The organism is Thermovibrio ruber, assembly GCF_055380895.1.
In genome coordinates, this window is sequence record NZ_AP042397.1 from 665893 (window position 1) to 690634 (window position 24742).

General features: G+C 43.8%; 21 protein-coding genes. 12 read left to right on the top strand and 9 right to left on the bottom strand.

Going from position 1 to position 24742, the window contains the following annotated elements; all coding sequences use genetic code 11:
- Positions 1 to 6: 6 nt before the first annotated feature.
- The 11 genes from ACZ424_RS03410 to bioA all read left to right on the top strand — a co-directional run bounded on the left by ACZ424_RS03410 (position 7) and on the right by bioA (position 11739).
- Positions 7 to 2115 carry an HD domain-containing phosphohydrolase gene (locus ACZ424_RS03410; RefSeq protein WP_464905112.1) on the top strand — a complete coding sequence of 703 codons (2109 nt, stop codon included), beginning with the start codon at positions 7 to 9 and terminating at the stop codon, positions 2113 to 2115.
- A gap of 71 nt (positions 2116 to 2186) precedes the next feature.
- Positions 2187 to 3356, top strand: coding sequence for an ADP-forming succinate--CoA ligase subunit beta (sucC, locus tag ACZ424_RS03415; protein WP_464905113.1), 1170 nt, complete (start codon positions 2187 to 2189; stop codon positions 3354 to 3356).
- Positions 3357 to 3366: 10 nt separating this feature from the next.
- On the top strand, positions 3367 to 4269 hold the full coding sequence (sucD, locus tag ACZ424_RS03420) for a succinate--CoA ligase subunit alpha (RefSeq protein ID WP_464905114.1): 903 nt from the start codon (positions 3367 to 3369) through the stop codon (positions 4267 to 4269).
- Between the two features lie 11 nt (positions 4270 to 4280).
- A complete protein-coding gene (locus ACZ424_RS03425) occupies positions 4281 to 4508 on the top strand; it encodes a 4Fe-4S binding protein (protein ID WP_464905115.1) in 228 nt (75 codons plus the stop codon).
- Between the two features lie 11 nt (positions 4509 to 4519).
- On the top strand, positions 4520 to 5671 hold the full coding sequence (locus tag ACZ424_RS03430) for a 2-oxoacid:acceptor oxidoreductase subunit alpha (RefSeq protein ID WP_464905116.1): 1152 nt from the start codon (positions 4520 to 4522) through the stop codon (positions 5669 to 5671).
- Between the two features lie 11 nt (positions 5672 to 5682).
- Entirely contained in the window at positions 5683 to 6534 is an 852-nt protein-coding gene (locus tag ACZ424_RS03435; protein ID WP_464905117.1) for a 2-oxoacid:ferredoxin oxidoreductase subunit beta, read from the top strand.
- Positions 6531 to 7157 carry a 2-oxoacid:acceptor oxidoreductase family protein gene (locus ACZ424_RS03440; protein ID WP_464905118.1) on the top strand — a complete coding sequence of 209 codons (627 nt, stop codon included), beginning with the start codon at positions 6531 to 6533 and terminating at the stop codon, positions 7155 to 7157. Before ACZ424_RS03435 ends, ACZ424_RS03440 begins: the two co-directional genes overlap by 4 nt.
- A 100-nt stretch (positions 7158 to 7257) precedes the next feature.
- Positions 7258 to 7665, top strand: a complete 408-nt coding sequence (gene paaI / locus ACZ424_RS03445; RefSeq protein ID WP_464905119.1) for a hydroxyphenylacetyl-CoA thioesterase PaaI — start codon at positions 7258 to 7260, stop codon at positions 7663 to 7665.
- A 55-nt stretch (positions 7666 to 7720) separates the two neighbouring features.
- Positions 7721 to 10162, top strand: coding sequence for an OmpA family protein (locus ACZ424_RS03450; RefSeq protein ID WP_464905120.1), 2442 nt, complete (start codon positions 7721 to 7723; stop codon positions 10160 to 10162).
- Positions 10162 to 10386 carry a hypothetical protein gene (locus ACZ424_RS03455; protein WP_464905121.1) on the top strand — a complete coding sequence of 75 codons (225 nt, stop codon included), beginning with the start codon at positions 10162 to 10164 and terminating at the stop codon, positions 10384 to 10386. Before ACZ424_RS03450 ends, ACZ424_RS03455 begins: the two co-directional genes overlap by 1 nt.
- Positions 10387 to 11739: an adenosylmethionine--8-amino-7-oxononanoate transaminase gene (gene bioA / locus ACZ424_RS03460; RefSeq protein ID WP_464905122.1), complete on the top strand. Its 1353-nt coding sequence runs from the start codon at positions 10387 to 10389 to the stop codon at positions 11737 to 11739.
- 166 nt (positions 11740 to 11905) lie between these two features.
- Here the strand turns inward: bioA and ACZ424_RS03465 are convergent, their stop codons facing one another.
- From ACZ424_RS03465 to ACZ424_RS03475, 3 genes are read right to left on the bottom strand one after another with little or no spacing between them, the layout of a single operon-like run.
- Entirely contained in the window at positions 11906 to 12394 is a 489-nt protein-coding gene (locus ACZ424_RS03465) for a universal stress protein (RefSeq protein WP_464905123.1), read from the bottom strand.
- Positions 12394 to 12867 (bottom strand): universal stress protein, encoded by a 474-nt coding sequence (locus ACZ424_RS03470; RefSeq protein WP_464905124.1) that lies wholly within the window; start codon positions 12865 to 12867, stop codon positions 12394 to 12396. The genes ACZ424_RS03465 and ACZ424_RS03470 overlap by 1 nt, the downstream gene beginning before the upstream one ends.
- Before the next feature lie 10 nt (positions 12868 to 12877).
- Positions 12878 to 13867 carry a DUF814 domain-containing protein gene (locus tag ACZ424_RS03475; protein ID WP_464905125.1) on the bottom strand — a complete coding sequence of 330 codons (990 nt, stop codon included), beginning with the start codon at positions 13865 to 13867 and terminating at the stop codon, positions 12878 to 12880.
- A 60-nt stretch (positions 13868 to 13927) separates the two neighbouring features.
- Between ACZ424_RS03475 and hpf the strand changes: the two genes are divergently transcribed.
- Positions 13928 to 14491 (top strand): ribosome hibernation-promoting factor, HPF/YfiA family, encoded by a 564-nt coding sequence (hpf, locus tag ACZ424_RS03480; RefSeq protein ID WP_464905126.1) that lies wholly within the window; start codon positions 13928 to 13930, stop codon positions 14489 to 14491.
- A 261-nt stretch (positions 14492 to 14752) separates the two neighbouring features.
- On the opposite strand, the gene lepA is transcribed toward hpf, so the two are convergent.
- The 6 genes from lepA to ACZ424_RS03510 form a co-directional block, all read right to left on the bottom strand.
- The gene (gene lepA, locus ACZ424_RS03485; protein WP_464905127.1) at positions 14753 to 16549 is read right to left on the bottom strand and encodes a translation elongation factor 4; all 1797 of its coding nucleotides are present in this window, start codon (positions 16547 to 16549) and stop codon (positions 14753 to 14755) included.
- Between the two features lie 36 nt (positions 16550 to 16585).
- On the bottom strand, positions 16586 to 17296 hold the full coding sequence (locus ACZ424_RS03490; RefSeq protein ID WP_464905128.1) for a hydroxymethylpyrimidine/phosphomethylpyrimidine kinase: 711 nt from the start codon (positions 17294 to 17296) through the stop codon (positions 16586 to 16588).
- A gap of 290 nt (positions 17297 to 17586) precedes the next feature.
- A complete protein-coding gene (locus ACZ424_RS03495) occupies positions 17587 to 20745 on the bottom strand; it encodes an SLBB domain-containing protein (RefSeq protein WP_464905129.1) in 3159 nt (1052 codons plus the stop codon).
- Entirely contained in the window at positions 20738 to 21934 is a 1197-nt protein-coding gene (locus ACZ424_RS03500) for a GumC family protein (RefSeq protein WP_464905130.1), read from the bottom strand. The genes ACZ424_RS03495 and ACZ424_RS03500 overlap by 8 nt, the downstream gene beginning before the upstream one ends.
- 76 nt (positions 21935 to 22010) lie before the next feature.
- Positions 22011 to 23459, bottom strand: coding sequence for a TrkH family potassium uptake protein (locus ACZ424_RS03505; RefSeq protein ID WP_464905131.1), 1449 nt, complete (start codon positions 23457 to 23459; stop codon positions 22011 to 22013).
- A complete protein-coding gene (locus ACZ424_RS03510) occupies positions 23456 to 24742 on the bottom strand; it encodes an NAD-binding protein (RefSeq protein WP_464905132.1) in 1287 nt (428 codons plus the stop codon). Before ACZ424_RS03510 ends, ACZ424_RS03505 begins: the two co-directional genes overlap by 4 nt.

Here is a 24742-nt window from a genome sequence, read left to right on the forward strand (position 1 = left end):
GAAGCAGTGAGAATTGATAAATACTGGCTCCTATTGGGGATAAGCCTTTTAATATCCATCCTCATAGGCGTCGGAAGTTACTTTATCAGCTACCAGTTCTTCAAAGAGGAACTACTAAAAAACAGTTTAAGAAACGCCGAAAACTACGTTGAAGTGGCAGCTGTTTCCGTAGGTTCAAAGTCAAAGTCCAAGGAGCTAATAGAGATCCTTGAAAGAGCTCCTTATATAAAGAAGGTCTACCTTACCCCTCTAAAAGTAAATTCTAAGTTTTTTGTTGAAAAAAACTTCCTCTTTCCTGATGGAAAAATAAAAGTCTATCTGCTCCTCAACAAAGACTTAATACTAAAACGTTCCAAAGAGTCTGCTCAAAAAGTTTCGCTAAGCATCTTTTTAATTACACTAATCTTAACAGGAGTTATTCTGATAGCTGTCAGGAATTTTTACTTAACCCCTCTGGGGAAGATGAGGCGAGACATAAAGAAAATCTCAAAAGGGGAACTCTCAAAACTGCCTGAAGGAAAAACTGACGACGAGTTCGGCAGGATAAGAAAAAGCATAAACAGAATGATAGAAACCATAAGAAAAAAGACAGAAAGAGAAGACGTAATATCTCAGTTTATACACCTCCTAACTATCGGAAAAGGGTTCAACGGAGAGTTTGTAAGCCTTATGAGAAAAGTTTTGAACATAACTGGTTGTGACGGAGTAATTATTGGGGTAAAAGAGAAAGATAATAAAAAGATAAATGTAAGATTGATAAAACGAGACGAAAACGAAAAGCCGATAGTTCTTACAAAAGCCATAGATGAACTACAAGGAATAGAACCTTACATTTTAGAGCTCAAAAAAGAAGTAGAAATCACAAAACAATCCTTACTTTCAACTTTAGAAAGGAAAATAGGTATTAAATACGTCTTTGGAATGCCACTAACGGTAATGGAGGAGACTGTAGGTTTTATAATTTTCTTCAAATTTGACAAAAGTCCAATAAAAGATGAAGTTAAACATTTTATAAAGAACGTTGCAAAGTCAATAGCAATCTCTGTAGAAATAAAGAAACTGATAAACGACCTTGAGGAAAAACTTAAGAGGGAAAAAGAACTTACAGACAAGATAGTAAAGAGTTTGGTAAGAGGTATAGAAATAAGAGACTCTTACACAAGAGGTCACTCTGAAAGGGTTGCATTCTTTGCTAAAAGAATTGCAGAATCTATGGGATTAAAGAAAGAAGAAGTAAATGCCATATACGTAGCAGGGCTTCTCCACGACATAGGAAAGATAGGTATCCCAGACAGCATTCTTCTAAAACCGGGGAAACTCTCTGAAGAAGAATACGAAATAATAAAGTTCCATCCAGTCCTCAGCTATGAACTTCTCAAACACATAGACGTTCTAAAAAACTCACTTCCCGGTATAAAGTATCACCACGAAAGGTGGAACGGAAGCGGCTACCCTGAAGGTCTAAAAGGAAGAGAAATTCCACTACAGGCAAGGATATTAGCAGTAGTAGACTCCTTTGACGCAATGACAAGTGACAGAATATACAGAAAAGGGATACCTAAAGCCCAAGCTATTGCAGAGCTCCGAAATTTATCCGGGAAATACTACGACCCAGAAGTTGTAGAAAACGCTTTATACATACTACTAAACGAAGAACCTCCTCCATCTGAAGAGTTCATTTCTTCAGATCTCATAAACATAATCGAAGAGAGAAGGCTAGACTACTACCTAAGGGATTCTCTCACTGGAGTTTTCAACAGAAACGCGTTAGAGCTGGCCTACAAATTGGCCAAAGATCGGTTTGAGAAATCGTTAGCTTTCACTGTAGACATAAAAGAGCTGAGAGAGATAAACATAAGAGATGGCTGGAAGAGGGGTGACCAGATACTTAGAAGGACGGTGGAGCTCCTTCAGACAAAACTCAAAAACCCAGTTCTAGTTCGCTACTCCGGAGACAACTTCCTCATATTCTTTCCAAAGAAAGAGGCTGTAGAGGAAACTGTTAAAAAGATAGAACAAGAACTGAGAATCAACATCACTCTCAATCAAATAGAAAATATTGAAGACATAGAAGCCCTAAAAGTAGAACTTACAAAACTTGAGTTTGAATCTTAACTCTCCCTCTTGTAAAAGTTCTGTAAAAATTTTGTTAAAATGATTACCAATTTCAGTGGCGGGAGGACGTTATGAAAATCCACGAGTATCAAGCAAAAGAGATATTCAAAAAGTATGACCTGCCTGTTCCAAGGGGCATAGTTGCCCACAACTCACATGAGGCTGAGTGTGCAGCAAAAGAGCTTGGAACGCCGGTAGTTGTCGTAAAAGCTCAAGTCCACGCGGGAGGTAGGGGAAAGGCCGGTGGAGTTAAGCTTGCAAAGTCTCCCGAAGAGGCCGGGAAAATAGCTGCCCAGATGATAGGCAGCAGGCTGAAAACCTACCAAAACCCCGAAGGTCTTCCAATCAACTGCGTCTTGATTGAAGAGGGAGTAAACATAGACAAGGAGTTCTACGTAGGACTTACCTTAGACAGGGAAGTTTCAAGGCCTGTTTTCATGGTCTCTGCAGCCGGTGGAATGGAGATTGAGGAGATAGCAAAGACAAATCCGGAACTCATAATTAAGGAGCACGTGGACCCGGCAATAGGGCTTCTCCCCTACCAGGCGAGGAAAATAGCCTACAAAATAGGACTTACAGACAGGAAGCTGGTCAGCCAGTTTGCAAAGATCCTGATGACCCTTTCAAAGATGTATTTTGACCTTGACGCGTCACTCATAGAGATAAACCCCCTTGTAAAAACAAAAGAAGACAACTTCATCTGCTTAGACGCAAAGATAGACTTTGACGACAACGCCCTCTACAGACACCCTGACATTCAGGAGCTTGAGGACATAACTCAGATAGACCCACTTGAGCTTGAAGCCAAGAAGTGGGATCTCAACTACGTCCGTTTAGACGGGAACATCGGCTGTATGGTAAACGGTGCAGGTCTTGCTATGGCTACGATGGACACCATCAAGTTCTACGGTGGTGAACCCGCAAACTTCTTAGACGTTGGAGGAACCGCAACCGTTGAGAGGGTGGCAGCTGCGTTTAGGCTCCTCCTTTCTGATCCAAAGGTTAAGGCAATATTCGTAAACATCTTCGGCGGAATCGTAAGGTGCGACAGGATTGCAGGAGGAATCATTGAGGCCGCGAAGCAGGTTGAGCTTGATAGACCTCTAATTGTAAGGCTTGAGGGAACGAACGTTGAGCTTGGAAGGAAGATGCTTGAGGAGAGCGGCCTCAACATAATTCCTGCAAAGGACATGGCAGACGGAGCCCAGAAGGCAGTAAAAGCAGCAAAAGGTGAACTGTAAGGAGGGAAAAATGAGCGTATTGGTTAATAAGAACACAAAAGTTGTTATTCAGGGACTTACAGGAAAGGAAGGTTCGTTCCACGCCAAGCAGTGCTTAGACTACGGAACTCAAATCGTTGCAGGAGTTACTCCCGGCAAGGGAGGAATGATCTGGAAGGACGAAGAAGGAAAGTATGAGGTTCCCGTATTCAACACCGTTGAAGAGGCCGTAAAAGAGACAGGAGCAGATGCTTCCCTCATTTTCGTCCCGCCTGCATTTGCGGCAGACGCCATAATGGAAGCGGCAGACGCAGGGATAAAACTGATCGTCTGCATTACAGAGGGAATTCCCATCAACGACATGGTAAAGGTTAAGAGGGCTTTAGAGGGAACAGGAGTCCGCTACATCGGTCCCAACTGTCCCGGAATCATTACCCCTGAAGAGTGCAAGATGGGAATCATGCCCGGTCACATTTTCAAGAAGGGAAGGGTCGGTATCGTCTCCCGTTCAGGAACCCTTACCTACGAAGCGGCCTACCAGCTTACAATGAAGGGAATTGGTCAGTCAACGGTTATCGGAATCGGAGGAGACCCAGTTCCTGGAACAACCCACAGAGAAGCCGTTGAGATGTTCAATAACGACCCAGACACAGACGCCATCGTCTTAATTGGGGAGATAGGCGGAACGATGGAGGAAGAGGCTGCAGAGTACATCAAGGAGAACGTTGAAAAGCCGGTAGTTGCCTACATAGCAGGAGTTACTGCACCTCCGGGAAGGAGGATGGGTCACGCTGGAGCCATTATCTCCGGTGGTAAGGGAGATGCCAAGAGCAAAATGGAGGCACTGAAAGCTGCAGGAGCTTACGTCTGCAACACCCCAGCAGAAATTGGAGAAATGATGGAAAAGGCCTTAAAAGAAAGAGGACTTCTTTAAAGGAGGAAAGTATGGCTATAAAAGGAATTGTTGAGGTTAGAGAGGACTGGTGCAAAGGTTGCAACATCTGTGCATCGGTCTGCCCTACAAAGGTTCTTGAACTTGACAGGGTAAAGGCAGTCATGACTGTTGCCCACCCTGAGAAGTGCATAGGGTGTAAGCAGTGCGAAATGATATGCCCAGACTTCTGCATCTACGTTTTCACTCCAGATGAGTATGAAGAAATAGCAAGCGCTTAAGGGAGGAAAGTATGGCAAAGCTTGAGCTTAAGTATGGGAACCATGCCTGTGCAGAGGCTGCAATCTTGGCAGGGTGTAGGTTCTACGCAGGTTATCCAATCACACCGTCTTCCGAGATTGCCGAAAGGATGGCGGAGCTCCTTCCAAAGGTCGGAGGAGCTTTTATCCAGATGGAGGACGAAATAGCATCTATGGCCGCTATCGTAGGGGCCTCTTTTGCCGGTGCAAAGGCGATGACTGCAACTTCAGGACCCGGCTTCTCACTAAAGCAGGAGAACCTTGGCTACGCCTTCATGACCGAAGCCCCCTGTGTAGTCGTTAACGTTCAGAGGGGGGGGCCATCAACAGGCCTTCCGACCCAGATAGGTCAGCAGGAGATAATGCAGTCACTCTGGGGAACCCACGGAGACAAGCTGATTCCCGTCTTCTACCCTGGAAACGTTCAGGAGATAATGGTTGAAACTATAAGGGCCTTCAACTGGGCTGAGAGACTTAGAACTCCCGTAGTTCTTCTTTTGGACGAAGTCCTTGGCCACATGAGGGAAACCGTTGACATGGAGCAGTTTACTCCCGACAAAATAGAGATATGGAACAGGAAGCAGCCGACGGTTCCACCTGAAGAGTATTTACCCTACAAACCCGGAGAAGACGGAGTTCCTGCGATAGCAGACTACGGAACTCCCGGCTACAGAGGACACGCTACAGGCCTTCACCACGACTATACAGGCTTCCCGACAACAAACCCGGAAATGTGTCAGGAGTTAATAGAAAGGTTAATAGGAAAAGTTAAAAGGGCTCAGCCTGAGCTTGAGAAGAACGAAGAGTACAAGCTTGACGACGCCGAGTTTGCAATCGTCGCGTTTGGAACTACAGCAAGGGCTGCAAAGACAGCCGTTGATATTGCAAGGGAGAAGGGGATAAAAGTTGGCCTTTTAAGAGTCGTGACAATCTGGCCTTCTCCGGAAGAAACGCTTAACAAGTTGGCCAAACAGGTTAACGCCATCTTAGTTCCCGAACTCAACATGGGGCAGTACGTTCTTGAAGTTGAAAGGTGTGCAAGGGGAGAAGCTCCCGTTTACAGGCTAAACAGAGCTAACGGTAAAGTTATCTATCCACACGAAATTGTCTCAAAGCTTGAAGACATTGCAAAAGCAAGAGTTTAAGGAGGTTGATAATGAACGTCCCCTTCGAGAAAGTTCTTGAAAAGAAGGAGTCTTACTTTAAATACTTAAGGCTTGACAAGCTCCCAACGATCTGGTGCCCCGGCTGTGGAATTGGACAGGCACTTAAGGCAACCTGTATGGCACTCTACGACCTTGGAATTGACAACGATCAGGTTGCAATGGTTTCAGGTATCGGATGTTCATCAAGAACTCCCGGATACTTTGACGGTTTTACTCTCCACACAACCCACGGAAGAGCTTTGGCCTTCGCAACAGGGCTAAAGCTGTACAAACCCGAGCTCACAACGATAGTCTTTACAGGAGACGGTGACTGCTTTGCGATTGGTGGAAACCACTTTATTCATGCAGCCCGTAGAAACATTGACGTTACGGTAGTTATGATAAATAACTGGATTTATGGAATGACTCACGGGCAGGTCTCACCAACCACCCCCCTTGGCTCCCAAACAACAACAACCCCCGGAGGAAACTACGAGCCAAACTTTAACGTTGCCGAACTTGCAAAGGCTGCAGGAGCAACGTACGTAGCCAGGGGAACGGCTTACCACGTTACAGAACTTAAAAAACTAATACAGGACGGCATAAAGCATAAAGGATTCTCGTTCATTGAAGTTCTATCTCCCTGCACGATCATCTACGGTAGGAAGAACAGAATGTCCTTTGAAGAGATGTATATGTGGCTTAAAGAGAATACCGTTCCCGTTAAGGCGTGGGAAAAGCTTCCAGAGGAGAAGAGGGCAGGAAAGCTACCAAGGGGCGTTCTATACCACGACGATTCAAGGCCTGAATACACAGAAGTTTACTGGAACAGGGTTAAGCAGCTCTCCGGAGGTGAAAAATGAGGTATGAAGTTAGAGTTATAGGTTCTGCCGGTCAGGGTTCAATCCTTGCAGCGGTAGTTCTTGCTACAGCTGCAGCGGAAGAAGGGCTCTGGGCTACCCAAACGGCTACTTACGGTGCTGCAATGAGGAGCGGAACTTCCCTCGGAGACGTTGTAATCTCAGACCAGCCAATTGACTTCCCACAGGTTACAGAGCTTGATGCAATTATCATCCAGTCCCAGGAAGCCTACGACGAGATGGTAAAGGGAAAACCTGTAAGGTTAGATCCGGAGTGTGGAGAGAACACATCAGACGTTTTAGTTAACGTTAAGCCAGGGGCTCTAGTAATCGTTGACGAGGACTTAGTCCAGTGCGACCTTGATTGCAACATGTACAGGGTAGTTTCCGCTCCAATAGCAAGGACAGCGGCAGAAGGGCTCGGAAGAAGGCAGGTAATGAACATCGTTGCCCTCGGAGTCTTTCAGGTTGCAACAACTCTCCAGTTTGACGGAAAGCCCCTTATCTCTGAAGAGTCTTTCTTAAAAGCCATTGAAAAGAGCGTTCCGAAGCGCTTCATTGATCTCAACAAAACGGCCTTCCAGGAAGGCGTAAAGATAGGAAAGGCTGCCCTCCAGAAGGCATAAACCGTTTTAGGGGGAGTTTTCCCCCTTCCCTTCCTTTTCCTTTAAAATCACTTCAATAACCGATTTATAATTTTCCAAACCCTAAAGGGAGAGACTGCCTATGAAACCTGAAGAAATAGCAAGGTTTATGGAAGAAAACGACAAAGTTGCCAAATCCTACGGAATGAAGGTTAAAGAGGTAAAAGAGGGCTACTCACTGGTGGAACTCCAAGTAAACAACTCTATGCTTAACGCAGCTGGCGTGTGTCAGGGAGGTGTAATCTTTTCTTTAGCTGACTTTGCCTTTGCAGTTGCATCAAACAGTTACGGAAACGTTGCCCTTGCTATAAATGCCAACATCAACTTTGTCAAACCGGCCTTTAACGGTGAGAAGCTTACAGCTGAGGCAGTAGAGGTATCAAAAAGTAGAAAAATTGGCGTTTACAGAGTAGAGGTAAAGAAAGAGGACGGGAATACAGTAGCCCTTTTCGTCGGCCAGGCCTACTTCTTAGAAAAACCAATTTTGTAAATCAAATAGAACAACAATAAGTTTAAACATAGAACCGTATGTGGAGGGGGATATTGTGAAAAGCTGCTTTCTTTACCTAACCCTGTTCTTTTACCTTTTTATCCTACACCAGTCTAAAGCCGTTGGCTTTGACATTGGCAGCTTCAGAGAAGCAGTAAAAAAAATTGAAAAGGCCCAGAAGAAAGTTGAAGAAATTCAGAGAGCCATTCAGGAAAGGCCCATTTCCGGTGAAGTCGTTATAGATAACGATTCAAAGCCTTGGTATTTCAAAATGGACTGGTTTGATGCTGCAGCTTGTTCCAGAATCTACTACCAAGTTAACGGAGGTAAACCGGTCTTCTTGGTAGAGTTTGCAGGCTCAAGGCCTCCGGTGGGAGCTCCCATCCAGACCAAAAACCTTAAAAAAGGAGACAGGGTAAGGTTCATAGTCAAAACCCACTGGTATAGTAGATGGTATGGGCCTGTATCCTCACTTAACCCAAAGTTTTTTAGAGCTTTTAAAAAGGGAAAACACTTTTACTACTTCCAGTTTGAGGACGCCGCAGGGGCAGACATGGCTTACAACGACGGAGCCTTCTTCTTTTATCAAGAAGGAGAAGGAGCTCCACCCAACAGAAACGTTCAGATAGAGAGCTACAACGCCTTTAGAACCGCCAGCGGCTTTCTACTGAAAGGGAAAATTAGAGCTTTCACTCCCGGGTACGTAAATTCAGAGATCGTTATAAAAGGAGGAGATGGAGAGGTTAAGAAACAGATAGACAACAGTTTCAACGTTAAAAAGCCCGGAGAGTATGGTTTTGAGTATCAGGTAGACTTACCTCCGGCCCTTTTCTACACGTCTATCTGGAAGGTTTCACTTAACGGGGAAACCGACTCAAGGCTCAGAGGGCTCGGAGAGTGTACTCCAGTTAGAGAAGAAGAAAATCCTCAGGTTGAGAAGAAACTCCTCATTTACTATCCCTTTGATGACTGCACGGCAAAGGACGCTTCGGGAAACGGATACAACGGGACGGTTGTAGGAGCTCCCGCCTGCATCAAAGGAGTCAAAGGGAAGGCACTATACTTTAACGCCTCAGACAGGGATAACGGCTGCGGTAAACCGGGAGGAGACTACGTAGCCATTCCCAAAATCGGAAAAGTTTGGAGCAGAGGAATAACGATCTGTAGCTGGGTAAAGTTTGAAAACAACCGCTGGTTTGAAAAAATAGTAGACTTGGGAAGAACGTTCGGGGAAAATGGCGGATACAACGTCGTCTTCGGGCGGCTGGAAAATACAGACAGAATAAACCTTGAAAGCTGGGTAAACAGCGACGGAGTATACAACAGAACTACCGGAAGGCTAACATACCCTGGGATAGTCAACGGAAAGTGGCAGTTTTACTGTGCAACTGTAGACAACAGAACAGGAAAGATGAGAATCTACATAAACGGCCATCTCAAAGCAGAGAAAACTGGCAACTCTGTGGTAAACGTGGAGAGAAACAGTAACTTCATAGGCCACTCCAACTGGTGCTTCAACGCCCCGGACTTTAAAGGGGCTATTGACCAACTCAGGATTTACAACTTCCCGCTAACACCGGAAAAAATAGCAGAGATTTACAGAGAAGAGGTTTTGGGAATTTCTCAAGAAAATAGCTCCTTCGGTTCAACAGAGAAGAACCCGTTTGTCTTTGAAGGGAACATTTACTACTTACCTCCGGGAACCGACAGGCTTCCAGACTTTAATAAGCTTAAACCTGCAGGAAAAATCTACTCAGCAATTTTAAACGTCACTCCGAGGAACTTCAGCCAAGGATTCCCGGGAATAACCGAGCGGTTTGAGTGGTTTGCAATAGACTACAGGGGAAGGATATACCTCCCTCAGAACAAAACGCTAACCTTCTCCCTCCTCAGCGACGACGGAGCAAAGCTGATAATTGACGGGAAAACGGTAATTGACAACGACGGAATTCACCCGCCGATTAAGAAAACCGGCACGGTAAGGCTCTCAAAAGGCTTCCACTCTGTTGAAGTTCAATACTTCCAAGGTCCAAGGTATCAGGTTGCCTTAGTTCTTTCACTGGTAAAAAACGGAAAAGAAGTTCCTTTTGACATAAGAGAATTTGCACCTGCAAAGTTTGAAGAGAACAGCTGTGAAACGAAGATAACCATGGGTTCTGGAATTTTGTTTGACTTTAACAGCTACCAGCTGAAACCGGATGCAATTAAGTTCTTAGACACTATATACTCTGTCCTTTCGGGAATGGACTACCGGAAAATAGTCGTTGAAGGACACACAGATAATATTGGTTCGCCAGAATACAACCTGAAACTCTCAAAAGAGAGGGCGCAGGCAGTGGCAAACTACCTAATAGCAAAGGGAATTCCCAAAGAAAAAATAGCCGTAATAGGATACGGCAAGTCAAAACCTCTCTACCCGAACGACACGGAAGAGCACAGGGCGAAGAACAGGAGAGTTGAGATAAAAGTTCTTAAGAGGTGTGAAAGGGGAAAGTAGTGGAGCTCCGGGGCACCATTGAGACTGGAAAAGGAGGTGAAGTTTACTTAGTCGTAAACCCTAAGTGCAAGTGCCGCCGGAGCTATCTGATTCTTCCTAAAGAAGTGGCAGAAGGGCTTAAGAAGAAGGAATCTCTATCTGAGATTACAGTTTTAGGATGGCTCCTCAGAACTTCCCCCTGGAGTGGTTATATTTACGTTAACCACTGGTGGGAGGAAGAGTAGATGTTAGACCCTAAAGTTTTAAAAGAATGGGATAAACAGTTTGTTTGGCACCCCTTCACTCAGATGGCAGAGTATGTTAAACACGAACCTATCGTGATAGAAAGGGGAGAGGGATGCTGGCTTATAGATACAGAAGGGAAACGATACTTAGACGCAGTAGGTTCAATCTGGTGTAACGTTCACGGCCACAACGTAAAGGAGCTAAACGAAGCCCTGTGTCAGCAGGTAAATAAGATTGCCCATTCAACTCTTTTGGGACTTGCAAACGTTTCGTCAATTCTCCTTGCGAAGAAGCTTGTTGAAATTACTCCTGAAGGGCTTAACCACGTCTTCTACTCAGACGATGGCTCAACTGCAATGGAAGTTGCCCTTAAGATGGCCTACCAATACTGGCAGCTAAAAGGAGAGAAAAGAAGAACCAAGTTCGTAAAACTTGAGGAGGCATACCACGGAGACACCATAGGCTCTGTGAGTATTGGAGGGATAGACCTATTTCACTCAATGTTCAGAGAACTGATGTTCCAGACCTACAAAATTCCAGCTCCTCACCCTTACCGGTTTCCGGGAAAAGCTGAGGAGTGCAAGAACTACTCGTTAGAGAAGCTAGAGGAAACCTTAAAGGAGCACGGAGAAGAAATCGCAGCGGTTGTTATGGAACCGTTAGTTCAGGCTGCAGCCGGGATAATTGTCCACCCTGAAGGGTTTTTAAAAGGAGTTAGGGAGCTCTGCGACAAATACGGCGTTCTTCTAATCTTAGACGAAGTAGCTACGGGTTTCGGAAAAACCGGAAAGATGTTTGCCTGTGAGTGGGAAGGTGTCGTCCCAGACATAATGGCAGTCTCAAAAGGGTTAACGGCAGGATATATGCCTCTGGCAGCTACAATGGCAACAGATGAGGTTTACAGCGCATTCTGGGGAGGAGACTACGGAAGTGGAAAGACCTTCTTCCACGGCCACACATTTACTGGGAACCAGCTCGGCTGCGAAGTAGCCTTGAAGAACATAGAGCTCTTTGAGGAGAAAGGATGGCCTGAGAACCTAAAAGAGAAAATAGACTACCTGCATGAAAGGCTAAAAGAAGAGCTCTCCCCCCTAAAACACGTTGGAAATGTAAGGGGAAAAGGGTTTATGGTAGGAATTGAATTAGTTAAGGACAAAAAAACTAAGATAGGATTCAGTTGGAAAGACGACGTAGGAAGGAAGGTCTCAAGGAGAATTATTGAGAAGGGAGTTTTTACCCGTCCGCTGGGACCGGTCCTGGTTATAATGCCCCCACTTGCAATAAGTAAAGATGAGATAGACTTTATGGTAGAGACTTACAGAGATGCTATCGTAGAGGTTCTCGGGAATTGAGCCCAGCAAGAGAATCTTAACAATGATGGAAGACAAACGGTTCGTCGCGGCTTACTGAGGCTTTCCTTTCCCGGACTAATGGCCCCAGTAAGCCGCCTATTCAGAGGTAGAACATTCGTTCCTCTATCAGTTTCCCTTTTAGGGCTAATGTTCGGTCTATACTTCCTCAAATCTGCTTATCACCATCTTCCTCTGGGGTTTTAACGATCAAAATTGGAGAATCTACTGCTTTTATAATGTCAAGGACTTTTCCAACTCTAAAGAAAGAGAGAGACTCATCGGTTATACCAAGAGCAACCAACTTAATTCCGTATTCTTTTGAGTAGTAGCCTATAGTTTCGTCAAGCTCTCCGGGAATTAGAACAACCCTAGTCTTAATCCCGTTCTCCTCAAACTCCTGAGCAATCTCTTTCATCTTTTTAAAAATCCTCAACAGGCCGTCAACGTAGCCGTCGTCAATGGCTCCCCTTAAGGCTTCAATCTTATCTTCAGAATCATACTCTTCCTTAGCAACAAATCCCCACTCAGACGGTAGAAGAACGTAGAGCATGTGAACTTCTCTACAGCCTGCTTCTCTTAGCTTTAAGATGTAAGGCTTCACTCCTAAACTAACTTTCCTCATGTCAAAGGGGTAGAGAACCTTCTCAAAGAGCATCACTCCTCCTCCCGCTTTTTAACTATTAGAACAGGGCACTCTGCATTCCTTATCACGTCTGTCGAAACGCTGCCTAAGAGAATCTCTGTAAGAAGTCCCTTACCGTGAGCTCCCATAACAATAAGTTTTACCTTTTCCTGCTTTGCGACTTCAACTATCTGCTTTGGAATGTTCCCATACCTGAGATAGAGTCTTACAGTTAAACCCTCACCTTCAAGTATCTTTTTAATGGCCTCAAGCCTCTCAATTAGAGAGGTGACGTATTCTTGGTCAACTTCTGGGAGTATCTTGTAGAGCTCCTTCTCGTTTAAAAGGTCTGTACCTTCGGGGAGCTCTATTGACAGGTCGTCAATAACGTGAACTACTACAACCTCTTTCTCCCCTGCCTCTTTCAGCTTCTTTACATAGTCTAAGGCGACTTCAGCAAGGGGAGAAAAGTCCGTTGAGTAGAGAACTTTCTCAAAAAGGGGCATTTTTCCCTCCTTATCCCGTTATAGAGAACTGCTTAAGCTCAAAGAGCGGCTGAACAGTTATCTCAGTTAATAGTTTACCACCTCTGTAAACGGCAACGGAAACCTCTTTTTCATTTTTTGCGTCTGAATACCTTGCAACTATACCTCCGGCAGTTTTAAGAACTTCACCGGAAGGCTCTTCTTTACACCTTAAAAGTGCAGTCGGAGAGGGAACATTTGGAACTGTCAGCAGGTAGTCTTCAGGTTTTACAAGCTCCCTCAGTTTCCTGTTCTCTTCCCTGTTCTTTCCGACTATCAGCTTACAGCCGTTGAGCCTGAAGTGCCGCCCAATCCTTAACAGTTTAACGTTCTCCCAAGAGAGTTCCCCATGCTCAATCAAGTCCTTAACCTTCTTGGCAAAGGAAGGCTCCGTCAGAAGACACCCGCCAGCGGGTGTTGGGAGCTCCCTTCCATCAAGCCCCAAGCTCTTTAGAATCTCCGGATACCTCTTCCTTGAACGCCCTTTCAAGTCTAAGAGCTCCTCCCTCTTTACAAGCCCTTCTTCCTCGTAAATCGTTTTGGGAAGGAGTTTACCGGAAAGAGGCCTTAAAACTTTCCCTTTCAAGCCCGAAAGTTTCTCAATTGCGTTAAAAGCATCCCTTCTTTGAGACATAGGTCTCTGTCCCAAAACTTCCCCCGTTGCAAGGAGAGCTCCCTCCTCTGCAATCTCCTTTAGCTTCTTAAGCATGTAGGCCTTACAGTCAATACAGGGGTTAACGTTCTTACCATAACCGTAAACCGGGTTTTTCAACATCTCCAGGTAGTCGTCTCCTACATCAACTACTTTAAGCTCAATTCCCAAAGCGTCTGCAAGCTCCTTAACTTTATTAACTTCTTTCTCAAAGAATGGAGATGTTATGTGAACTCCAACAACCTCAAACCCCAAGTTCTGTAGGAGTTTAGCAGCTATTACGCTGTCAAGTCCTCCAGAAAACAGTAGGTATGCCTTCTTCCTTTCCATAGACAGAACCCCAAGTTAGCTTTAATTTAAAGTTAAGAGATAAAAGAAAAGGAGGAAGGGATGGCACAGCTAAAGCTCAACCTAATCGGCCACGGAATTGACCTCACGGGGGCAATTAAGTCAACCCTTGAGGAGAAGTTTAAAAGGCTTGAGAAGTATCTGGGAGATGATGACAGAAGGGAGGTATTTGCCGACGTAATCGTTAACAAGGAGAAATACCGTTCATCTGTTGAAATCGTTATTTACAACGTCTTTGACCATACCCTGAGAATTAAGAAAGAGACCGACGACCTCTACACGGCAGTTGACTACGTAGTTGACGCCGCCGAAAAACAGCTGAGGCGCTTAAAGGATAAGGCTAAAACCGCCGGTAAAAAGGAAGCCCAGAAGTCTAAGAGGATGATGACTGTAGTAGAGGAAGAGGTTGTTGAAAAGCCTATTGAGATAATTGAGGTTGAGCCGGAGCTCTATAAGCCAATCTCAGTTGAGGACGCAGTATTTAAACTCCTCGGCTCAAACAGGGAGTTTGTAGTTTTCTGTAACGTTGAAACTGGAAATGCAGCAGTTGTTTACAAAAGAAAGGACGGAAACGTTGGTTTGATAGAGATGCCATCCTGTAAGTAAAGCCGATAGAGGAAAAGGGAAATGAATTTAGCAGTTAAGTATTTACCCAACTACACCGTTGAAGACTACCTCCGGAGGAGACTAGGAGCTGATAGAGGGAGTCCCTACGCCATGGCTCCCTCCTCTGTGTGGAAACACCAAAGACTTATAAGCCTCTTAGTAAGAATAATTGCGGAAGTTTCACATTTGAGATTGAATGTCCATTCTCAGTTGATTTAGACTACCTGTGGAAAAGGGTTTAGGGGGAGCTCCCCCTTACCCTTAATCAACTTTTAAAACAGCCAAGAAGGCTTCTTGGGGAACTTCAACTTTCCCCAGCATCTTCATCTTTTTCTTACCCTCCTTCTGCTTTTCAAGGAGTTTCTTCTTCCTCGTAACGTCTCCTCCGTAGCACTTTGCCAGAACGTCCTTCCTCAATGCCTTTACGTTTGAACGGGCAATTATTTTGTTTCCAATGGCCGCCTGGATTGCAACCTCAAAGAGCTGTCTCGGGATTATCTCTTTGAGCTTGTCAACGAGCTGCCTTCCCCTTTGATAGGCCTTCTCCCTGTGGACAATAACAGAGAGGGCATCAACGGGCTTTCCGTTAATGAGAATGTCAAGTTTAACAAGGTCTGAAGGTTTATAGCCTGCAAACTCGTAGTCAAAGGAGGCATAACCCCTTGAAACAGACTTTAGTTTGTCAAAGAAATCAAAGAGTATTTCAGAGAGGGGCATGTCGTAGCGGAGCTCCACCCTCTGCTGGTCTAAGTAGGTAAAACCTGTCTGGATTCCCCTCCTATCTTGACAGAGCTGCATTATTGGGCCAACGTACTCTGCCGGAGTAATTATTGATGCTGAAATGTAAGGCTCCTCAACCCTTTCAATCTTCTCAGGAGGTGGCATTTCGGCAGGGTTCTGAACCTCTTTAACAGAACCATCCTTAATGTAGACCTTGTAAACAACGCTCGGAGCTGTTGCTATAAGGTTCAGACTGAACTCCCTCTCAAGCCTCTCCTTGATAACTTCCATGTGGAGGAGACCCAAGAACCCGCACCTGAAACCGAAACCCAGGGCTGCAGAGGTTTCAGGCTCAAAGAAAAGAGCCGCATCGTTTAGCTTCAACTTCTCTAAGGCCTCTTTCAGGTTCTCATAGTCGTCTGAATCAACGGGATAGAGGCCGGCAAAGACCATAGGCTTAGCAGGTCTAAAACCGGGGCAAGGCTCAGAAGTTGGGTTTTCTGCGTCGGTTATCGTATCTCCAACCTGTGTATCCTCAATGTTCTTTATGTTTGCAGCTATCCAGCCTACCTCCCCTGCAGAGAGCTCCTCGGTCTTTACCATGTTGGGAGACTGTGTTCCAACCTCTACAACCTCAAACTCCTTATCATTTGACATGAGCTTTATTCTCATTCCCGGCTTAATTTTGCCGTCAAAAACTCTTATAAAGGGAATAACTCCTTTGTAGTTATCGTAGAAGGAATCAAAAATTAGCGCTTTCAAAGGTTTATTAGGGTCTCCGGAAGGCGGAGGAACTCTCTTTACAATCGCCTCTAAAATCTCCTTAATTCCTATTCCCTCCTTTGCAGAGGCAAGTATCGCCTCGTCAGGGTCTAAGCCCAAAACGTCGGCAATCTGCTCCTTAACCCAGTCAGGGTTTGCACTTGGAAGGTCTATCTTGTTTATAACGGGAATAATCTCAAGGCCTGCATCTAAGGCTAAGAAGAAATTGGCAATCGTCTGGGCTTCTATCCCCTGGGTAGCGTCAATCACGAGGAGAGCTCCCTCACAGGCCGATAGGCTCCTTGAAACCTCGTAAGTAAAGTCAACGTGGCCGGGAGTGTCAATCAGGTGCATCGTGTAGGTTTTACCGTCGTCTGCCTTATACTTCATCCGAACGGCATTGAGCTTTATCGTAATTCCCCTCTCCCTTTCAAGCTCTAAGGTATCAAGCATCTGCTCCTTTAACTCCCTCTTAGAAACTGTTCCCGTATACTCCAACAGCCTATCTGCAAGTGTAGACTTTCCGTGGTCTATGTGGGCGATTATGCAGAAGTTCCTGATTAACTCCTGGTTCATTGAGCCTCTCCAAAGGGTTTTGTAGAAATATAGGCCTCAGAGAGACGGGTAGAGCTGGGGAGCTCTCTCTAAAAGAAAAGCCTTTTCCCTGTATTCGGTTATAAAAACAACTGCCTCTTTAAAGGCATCTTCAATATTCAATCCCTTAGAAAGAAGAGAAACTAAAGCAGATGAAAAAGCACATCCCGTTCCCCTAACTACCTTGTCGTCTCTCTTATGACAAACTTTTAGTCTTTCTCTACCCTCAATAAAGAGAACATCGCAAACATCTGAGTCTACCGGGACTCCTTTAACCACGAAACTCTTTCCCCTGAGAAACTCTCTTAATCTTTGAAACTCAGAGTAGTTTGGAGTTATCAGAGTTGAAACTTCAATAAGAGGTTGAAAAACTTTTAAGTCTTCAACGAACACTTTTCCAAAAGTTGGAAAAATGACCGGGTCAAAGACAACTGGAACAGAGAGAGAAGAGAGGAGCTCTGCAATTTTCTCGTTGACGGGGAGTTCCCCGTGGGGAATTCCAACCTTTACTCCCTTCGGAGAAATCTCCTCAAGGACTGCTTCTAACTGCGAGATCAGAAAAGAACCGTTAACAAACTCAAAAGACTTAACCCCCTTTGTATTTTGAACGGTATTAACAGTAATTACCGCTACTCCCAAAAATCCGAACCTGTTAAACGTCCTAACGTCCCTTAAAATTCCCGCTCCGCCCGTCGGGTCAAAACCGGCAATGCTCAAAAGAAACTCCATAACCCTCTCCTAAAATGTTGTAAGATACCCTTTAAAAACTTAACAGAGCTACTACAAAAGAAAAACCGTGGAACAATCAGGGCTGAGATGCCATTTAGACACCTTCCGTCAGAATAGGAAAATGCGCTTAAATCAGTAGTTAATCTATAACATATGGGACAAATCTTCTCCATAGAGAACCTTTTAACGTTTTAAGGAAGGAAAAAATCAAGATTGAAAAGACAGAAGGGAAGAAGAGAAGCATCCTTCTTCCCTTTGTTATAGGGAAATTTAACAACATACTTATGCTTTTAAAGTTTAGTAATGGTATAAATAGTTATAGCTCCCTGATAGATAATCTGCATAACGTCCTTAATCAAAGGTCTCCACATAATAGGAACGTGAACCTCTGTAGGAACAATTACAGAGTCCCCCGGTTCTAACTTGTAATCCATAATACTACTCTTACCCAAAACTATTCTGTTAGTATCACTGTTCCAGTCAAAGTGTCTATCTCCCATATTTCCAGAACTTATAACTGAACCGTTAGCCTTTATAACAAAAATGTTCTCTTTATCTGCATCCTTTGTTAAACCACCGGCCTCGTTTATGTAATCTCTAACAGTCATTCCCTTTACGTAAACAAGGGCAGAAGGGTTGTAAACCTCTCCGAAAACGAGAACACTACCGGGAACCTTCGGAACAAATATCTGATCTCCGTCTTCAAGAACAATGTTGTAAGGAGAGTTCTTAAGCTTTTCAAGGTCTTCAGGAACAGAAATACCTGAAATTCTACCTGTTACCTGCGATTTCTGGAACTCCTCTAAGAGTCTCCTCTTGGCTTCAAAAGCAGCTTGGCGAGCGCGAATTTCCTCTGAAGTGAGGTCAGACTGCATCACTCCGGCTTCCTCTTTTTCAAGCTGCTGCCTCATAAGAGAAATAGCTTTCTGGAGTTGCTGCTTCTGGAGCTCAGCAACAGACTTTCTCAAAATAATAATTCCTTTAGGATAAGCATTAGGTAGGAACCCTCCCGCCTCCCTGAGAATATCGTAAAGGGTAGTTTTCTCTCCTATACTGTAAACCCCTGGATGTCTAACATAACCACTAACCCTTACCTTCTCAACAGCCTCCTCAGGCTTTACTTTAACAATTACTAATCTATCCCCAGGTAATAGCTCAAATGACGATTCCTTCTGTTTAACTAATACATCATACAAGAAAAATGATGCAACGTTTCTATACTCCTCTCTCCTAAACAGAGAGCCAATATTACTTTCAGCTCCCCTTATTTCAGACTCACCGTTCTTATACTCCTTTCTCTTAAACAGAGAGTCAATATTACTTTCAGCTCCCCTTATTTCAGACTCGCCGTTCTTATACTCCTTTCTCTTAAACAGAGAGTCAATATTACTTTCAGCTCCCCTTATTTCAGACTCGCCGTTCTTATACTCCTTTCTCTTAAACAGAGAGTCAATATTACTTTCAGCTCCCCTTATTTCAGACTCGCCGTTCTTATACTCCTTTCTCTTAAACAGAGAGTCAATATTACTTTCAACTCCCCTTATTTCAGACTCACCGTTCCTACCAGAAGACCCCTTTTCTAATCTAAACAGCAAAACTTTTAAATTTCTTATGTCATCATTAAACTTAGCATAAGCTAAAGCTTCCGACAACTTCATCCCAAGGTGATAAGGAACTTTATAAGGAGTTTTTATATCTCCGGAAACCCTTATAGGTTTATAAGCATAACGAGGGAAGAAACGGATGGTATCAAGCCTGTGAATTTCCATATCGGTTTTATGTTTCAAAACAGCTTCCGGGCTGAACTGAACTATTTTTACTATCTCCAACGTATCCGGATCACGACGGTCTATTTCGGCGTAATCAAGGTTTGTATCCTCAGTAATAAGGTCAGGGGTTAAAACGTCTGAAAGCTTCATTCTCTTTCTATAAGCATAAACTCCCGGATATTTAACCTTTCCCTTAACTATGAAAGCATCTTTAACTTTATTAAAGTCAACACCTTCAACGGTTCCGAATCTGAAAAGGATTATTCTGTCTTTAGGCTTTAACTCTAAGTCCTCCTCGCCGGAAAGAACAGCTTTAGGTGAAAAAGTAATGTATTTGGGGAGAGCTCCTGGCGGATAATGCCTCTCTATAAGACCAAAGTTCATATTTGAATCTGAGAAAAAGAAGAAATCAGGAGTCAACAGCTGAGAGAGTTTCATCTTGGGCTTATACTCGTAAACTCCAGGATAAGGAGTGTAACCCTCAACTGCAACAGCATTTTGAGGAATAGAAATTACTTGCTTAATAACAAGTACATCTCCGTCGTGAACTTTCTGTGACATAAACTTCTCATCGTCCAAAGAACCCTGCTTAACCTCTAAGAGCTGATTGTCTACGTAGCGCTGAAGGATAACTTTATACTTATAACTTGAAGGGAGAAAACCTCCGGCCATTTTGATAAGGTCTCTTAGTGTTTCTTTACCTGTAATTTCGTATATAGCAGGTCTTTTTACCCTTCCGCCTATACCTGCAACCTTTCCTATAGGCTTAACAAAAATAACATCTCCGTCCTTTAAACGCATATCAACGGGCTTACCGTCTAAAATGAGTTTGTAAAAGTCTATGTGAATCTGTTTTATACCTTTAGGTGTTTTCCTCGTTATAATTACATCCCTTAGCGTTCCAGATTTCTTTATACCACCTGCCATCATAATGGCATCTATAACTGTGTTAACACCAGTAACAACTACAGCACCGGGTCTTCTAACTTCTCCGGAAACGTAAACAGGAAACGTTCTCAGCTTTCCGACTGTAAGCTTTATGTTTGCACCTAAGGATTGAGATATCATCCTCTCAGCTTCACCTAACGTCATACCCCAAACGTAGAAAACGCCTAAACCCGGTATGTAGATCTTTCCTTGTCTATCAACAACCAAACGGGTAACCTGAGAAAGGTTCAACCCCGGAGGATTTCCTATAACGTAGAGGAAAAGCTCATCTCCAGGTCCTAAGACGTAAGAGCTATCAACAGGAATAGAGAGAGAAAGTTTTGGTCTTCCAATGAAGAAATTGTATCCAAACTGCCTCAACTTTAGGTTTAGAAATTGTGTTCTTGCATAGAAATCGCTTTCTATACGTGAAAACTCAGTAGTAGTGCTAATTAGTTGCTTTGGTTTCTCACTTTCCGCCTTGTTTCCCTCGTTCTCATTCAGCTTCTGAGCAGAATTACCGTTAAGTTCCTGCTGCGTCCCTATTCCTTGATTTTCTGACTCACCTTGAAGGTTCTGTAAGTTAACGCCAGCTCCTGAAACAGCACGTGAAGAACCTGTGCTGGGAGCTCCCTCCATAACTCCAGTAATTCCGCTCTGAACCAGCTGTAACTGTGAAATTCCAGTAGCTAAAGCTTTATTAAGAAAAATCCCCGTTAGAAACAGAGTTGCCGTTAAAATGGCTTTACGCATTATTCAGTTCCCCCTTGTAACGCTCTCTTAAGTTGTCAAGCCACTCCTTAAAGAATGCAGCAAAAATCCCAAGAAAAAGGCCAGATATAAAACCTACACTAATAATCAGGACTTTCTTTGGCTTATAAGGCTTATCCTTATCTGGAACGTAGGGCGGATCTACCACCTGAAAAGAGATCTGTTCTTTCATCTCTTTAGCTTTTGCCATTTCATACTCTTTAACCAAGGTTTCAAAGAGAGCTTCGGCTATGTCCATCTGAGCCTGAAGTTTCTGAAGGTTCAGCTGGTAATCAGGAAGAGAAACATAAGTGGATTTAGAACTCTTCAAAGCCCTTAAACGCTGCTTTATCGTCTCAACTTCCTTTTCTAACTCTGCAACCTTTTTAGGATTAACGTTTGATTCTTTGAGAAGTTGAAGTTTTTTCTTCTTCGCTATTAACTTCCCGTAGAGCTCCCCATACTCCCTACTGTCAGAACTGAAGACCAGAGGAACCTCTTTTATCTTTCCGCTTATAAACTCCTTATAGATTTCCTCAAGCTGCCTAAGCTTCTCCTCTGCAAGGGCAAGCTGTTTCCCTATGTATATCCTGTACCTTTTGGCAAGGGAAAAGGACTTTTCGTTTAGTATTTTCCTTGCCTCATCAAGGGAAGTTTGAGCTATTTTATAGGCCATTTCCGGGTCTTTTTTAAAATCAACAGTTAAAGTCAATATACCCGTCTTCTTGTTTGTTGAAACAGAAACCAGTTTATCAAGCTTCTCAACACCGTCAAGAAGTGTCGGAGGTTTTTCATTACCCTCCAACTTCCACCTATGGTTTACACTGTCCCACTTACTAGGAAAGAGTTTTGGAAGGAGGTTTAAATCCTTTATTACACGCTCTTTGAGAGTTCTACTCTCAAGAACAGCTTCAACAGTAAGGCCGGACTGCCCACCTACAGGAAGAGAAATAGGAAGGGAAGAAAGAAGAGATGAAAGATCACCAGACTTATTTCCACCAAGAGGATAAACAGTAGCCTCCGTTCTATAAACAGGAGAGGCTAAAAAGCAGTAGAGAATTGCCACAAATGTAAAAACAGAAGTAACCAAGAAAATTATTCTCTTCCTCCTTTTCAAAACAAGCCAAAGTTCGTAGAGGTCTATTTCATCGTCTTCATAGTAGGGAGGTTGATTAAACTGCTTCTCTTCCAAACTTCCTCCTAAACTTATTCTTATTAAATTCACAGATGATTGAAAATTCTAACAGCAGAAAAATTCAACTGCAAGATTAATCTCTCCAGAAAGCCGGAAGTAAAACCGTTAGTATCGGGAAAACCTCAAGTCTACCGAGAAGCATCTCCACCGAAAGGAGCAGCTTGTCAAAATCAGAGAAAAAGGAAAAGTTACCGGCAGGACCTACTTTCCCAAGCCCTGGCCCCAAGCTGGTTATACAGGCTATAGAGGCTGAAAAGGAAGTAACAAGGTCGTAACCGGAAATTGATACTATGAATCCAAAGAGGACCGTTAACGAGAAGTAGACGGAGATAAAAGCCCAGATAGCGTTAAGTGTATCTACTTCAAGGACTTTTCCCCCTAGGTCTACCCTGTATACAAGCCTCGGATGTGCAGTTTTCTTTATCTCCCGTGAGGTCGTTTTAAGCATGACTAAGAATCTAAACTGCTTTATACCACCTCCTGTTGAACCTGACGTAGCACCGATAAGTGAGAGAATCATCAAAAGGGCGAGAATGGCAGGAGGCCAGTTGGAGTAATCGGTTGAGGCAAATCCTGTAGTTGAAGCTGCCGTTGAAACCTGAAAGAAAGCGTAACGAAAAGCCTGAAGGAGTGAACTGTAAACGCCATCACTGTATAGAAGAAACGTAGCAAAGGCTGTAGATAGAGAAACAATAATAAGAAGGGATTTTACCTCGTAGTAGGAGTAAAAGAGTCTGATACTCCTCTTTTTAAAGGCTCTGTAGTAGAGAGACAGGTTTATGGCTCCCAAGAGCATAAAAACAGAAATAACTATCTCAGCAGCCGGAGAGTGGAAGGCTGCAACACTTTCATTTTTATCCGAAAAACCTCCTGTTGCTATTGTTCCAAAGGTGTGGATTACCGAGTCGTAAAGGTTCATACCGCAGAGCTCCAACAAAACCACCTGAACAACTGTCAAAACGGCATAAACGTACAGGATAGCCTTTGCTATCTCTTTCACTTTTGGAAGAACTCTCTCCTCAACTGCCTTAGACGATTCAAACCTTATAAGCTGCGCACCACCTGCACCTAAGGCCGGAAGGATTGAAAGGGAAAAAACGACGAAACCTATTCCCCCTATCCAGTGTGTAGTTGAACGCCAGAGAAGAACACTTTTCGGAAGGGCCTCTATGTTTGTAAGGATAGAGGCTCCCGTTGTCGTAAAACCGGAAACCGATTCAAAGTAGGCATCTGGAAAGTGGGAAATTGCCCCCGTTTCCATGTAAACAAGGGCTGAAAGTCCAGGGAAGAGAAACCAGACGAGGACAACAACTAAAATGGCCTCTTTCACCGTTATGTCAGATACCCTCTCTTTTATCTGAAAGGCTACTAAAAAGAGAGCTCCCATTAGTATTACAGGGAAGAGAAAGTCTTCAGTTAACCCGTCGTGGACGAAAAACGAGTATCCGGCAGGAATAAAAAAAGAGAGTGAAAGGAAAAAAAGGAGTATCACAACGTACTTAAAGATAAGCTGATACCTCAACTTTCCCTCTTCTTAATACAGATGAGCTTATCTCCACTCTCAAGAAGTGTGTCACCTTTGGCAAGATCAACCTCTCCGTTTTTCCTTACGGCAACAATTAAGTTACAGAGACCGGCATCCTTTACCTTCTTATTAGCGCTCTTTTCGGGAACTTCCATCTCAACTATCTCAAGGTCTTCAGAGAGCTCAAAGATGTCAATAAACTTCTTCCTACTTAACTGTCTGTAAACCTTAGAAGCAAGGAGTTTTCTCGGAATAAGAGGAACGTCTATTCCAATAGAGGTAACTATCTCCTCATACTCAGGATGCACGATAAGGGCAAGGGTTTTCTTAACTCCCAACTTTTTACAGAGAACGGCAGAGAGAACGTTTTGTTCTTCATCCTCTGTTATAGAGACGGAAAGATCTCCCTTTTCAATACCTTCTTGTTTTAGAAACTCTATGTCGGAAAACTCTCCGTGAAAAACGTCAACTTTCGGAAATTTTCCTGATATCTCCTCACACTTTTCTAAGTCGGAACAGACGAACTTAACTTTAACGGGAAGGTTTGAGAGCTGGGTAAGGAGCTCCTCTGTAAACTTAGAGTAACCAAAGACAAAAACAAGCTTTACAGGAGAATACTCTATACCCAAAACTTCAGCCAACTTTACAGCATTCTCTTCCTTTACGGCAACGTAGATTACGTCGTTTGGATACATAAAGCTGGTTCCAGAGGGAAGAATCGTCTTTCCCTCCCTCTCTATGGCAACGATAGTAAAAGGGAGCTTTTCTCTTACCTCAGAGAGCTCCAAAACCTGCTTGCCGGCAAGGGAGCTCTCAGCAGTAAGCTTTAACTTAAATATCACAATCCCTTCCCTCTCTAACCTTACAACGTCTAAAGCAAACGGGTATTTAACCTGATTAAGAACGGCCTGAACGGTTTCTGAAAGGATGTTTACAACGTCACACTTCAAAAACTCCTTTAACGGTGGAGACGAGAAAGCCTTGTTGCTCACCCTTACAATTACCTTCTCCTTATTAAGGAGCGCCTTTAGTAGAACAGCTATAGAAAGGTTCTTCTCGTCACTCTCTGTAACAACAACGAACAGGTCAAATTCCTGAACGGTTTTTAAACAGTTTATGTCGAGGGCATTACAGTTAACTGTCATAACGTCGTAGTTGTAAGAGAGAGCTTCAAGCTTTGAGGAATCAAGATCAACAACAGCTACTTCAAACCCCTCCCTACTAAGTTTTTTAGCCAAGTAGCTTCCTACTACTCCCGCCCCTACAACGCAAATCTTCAA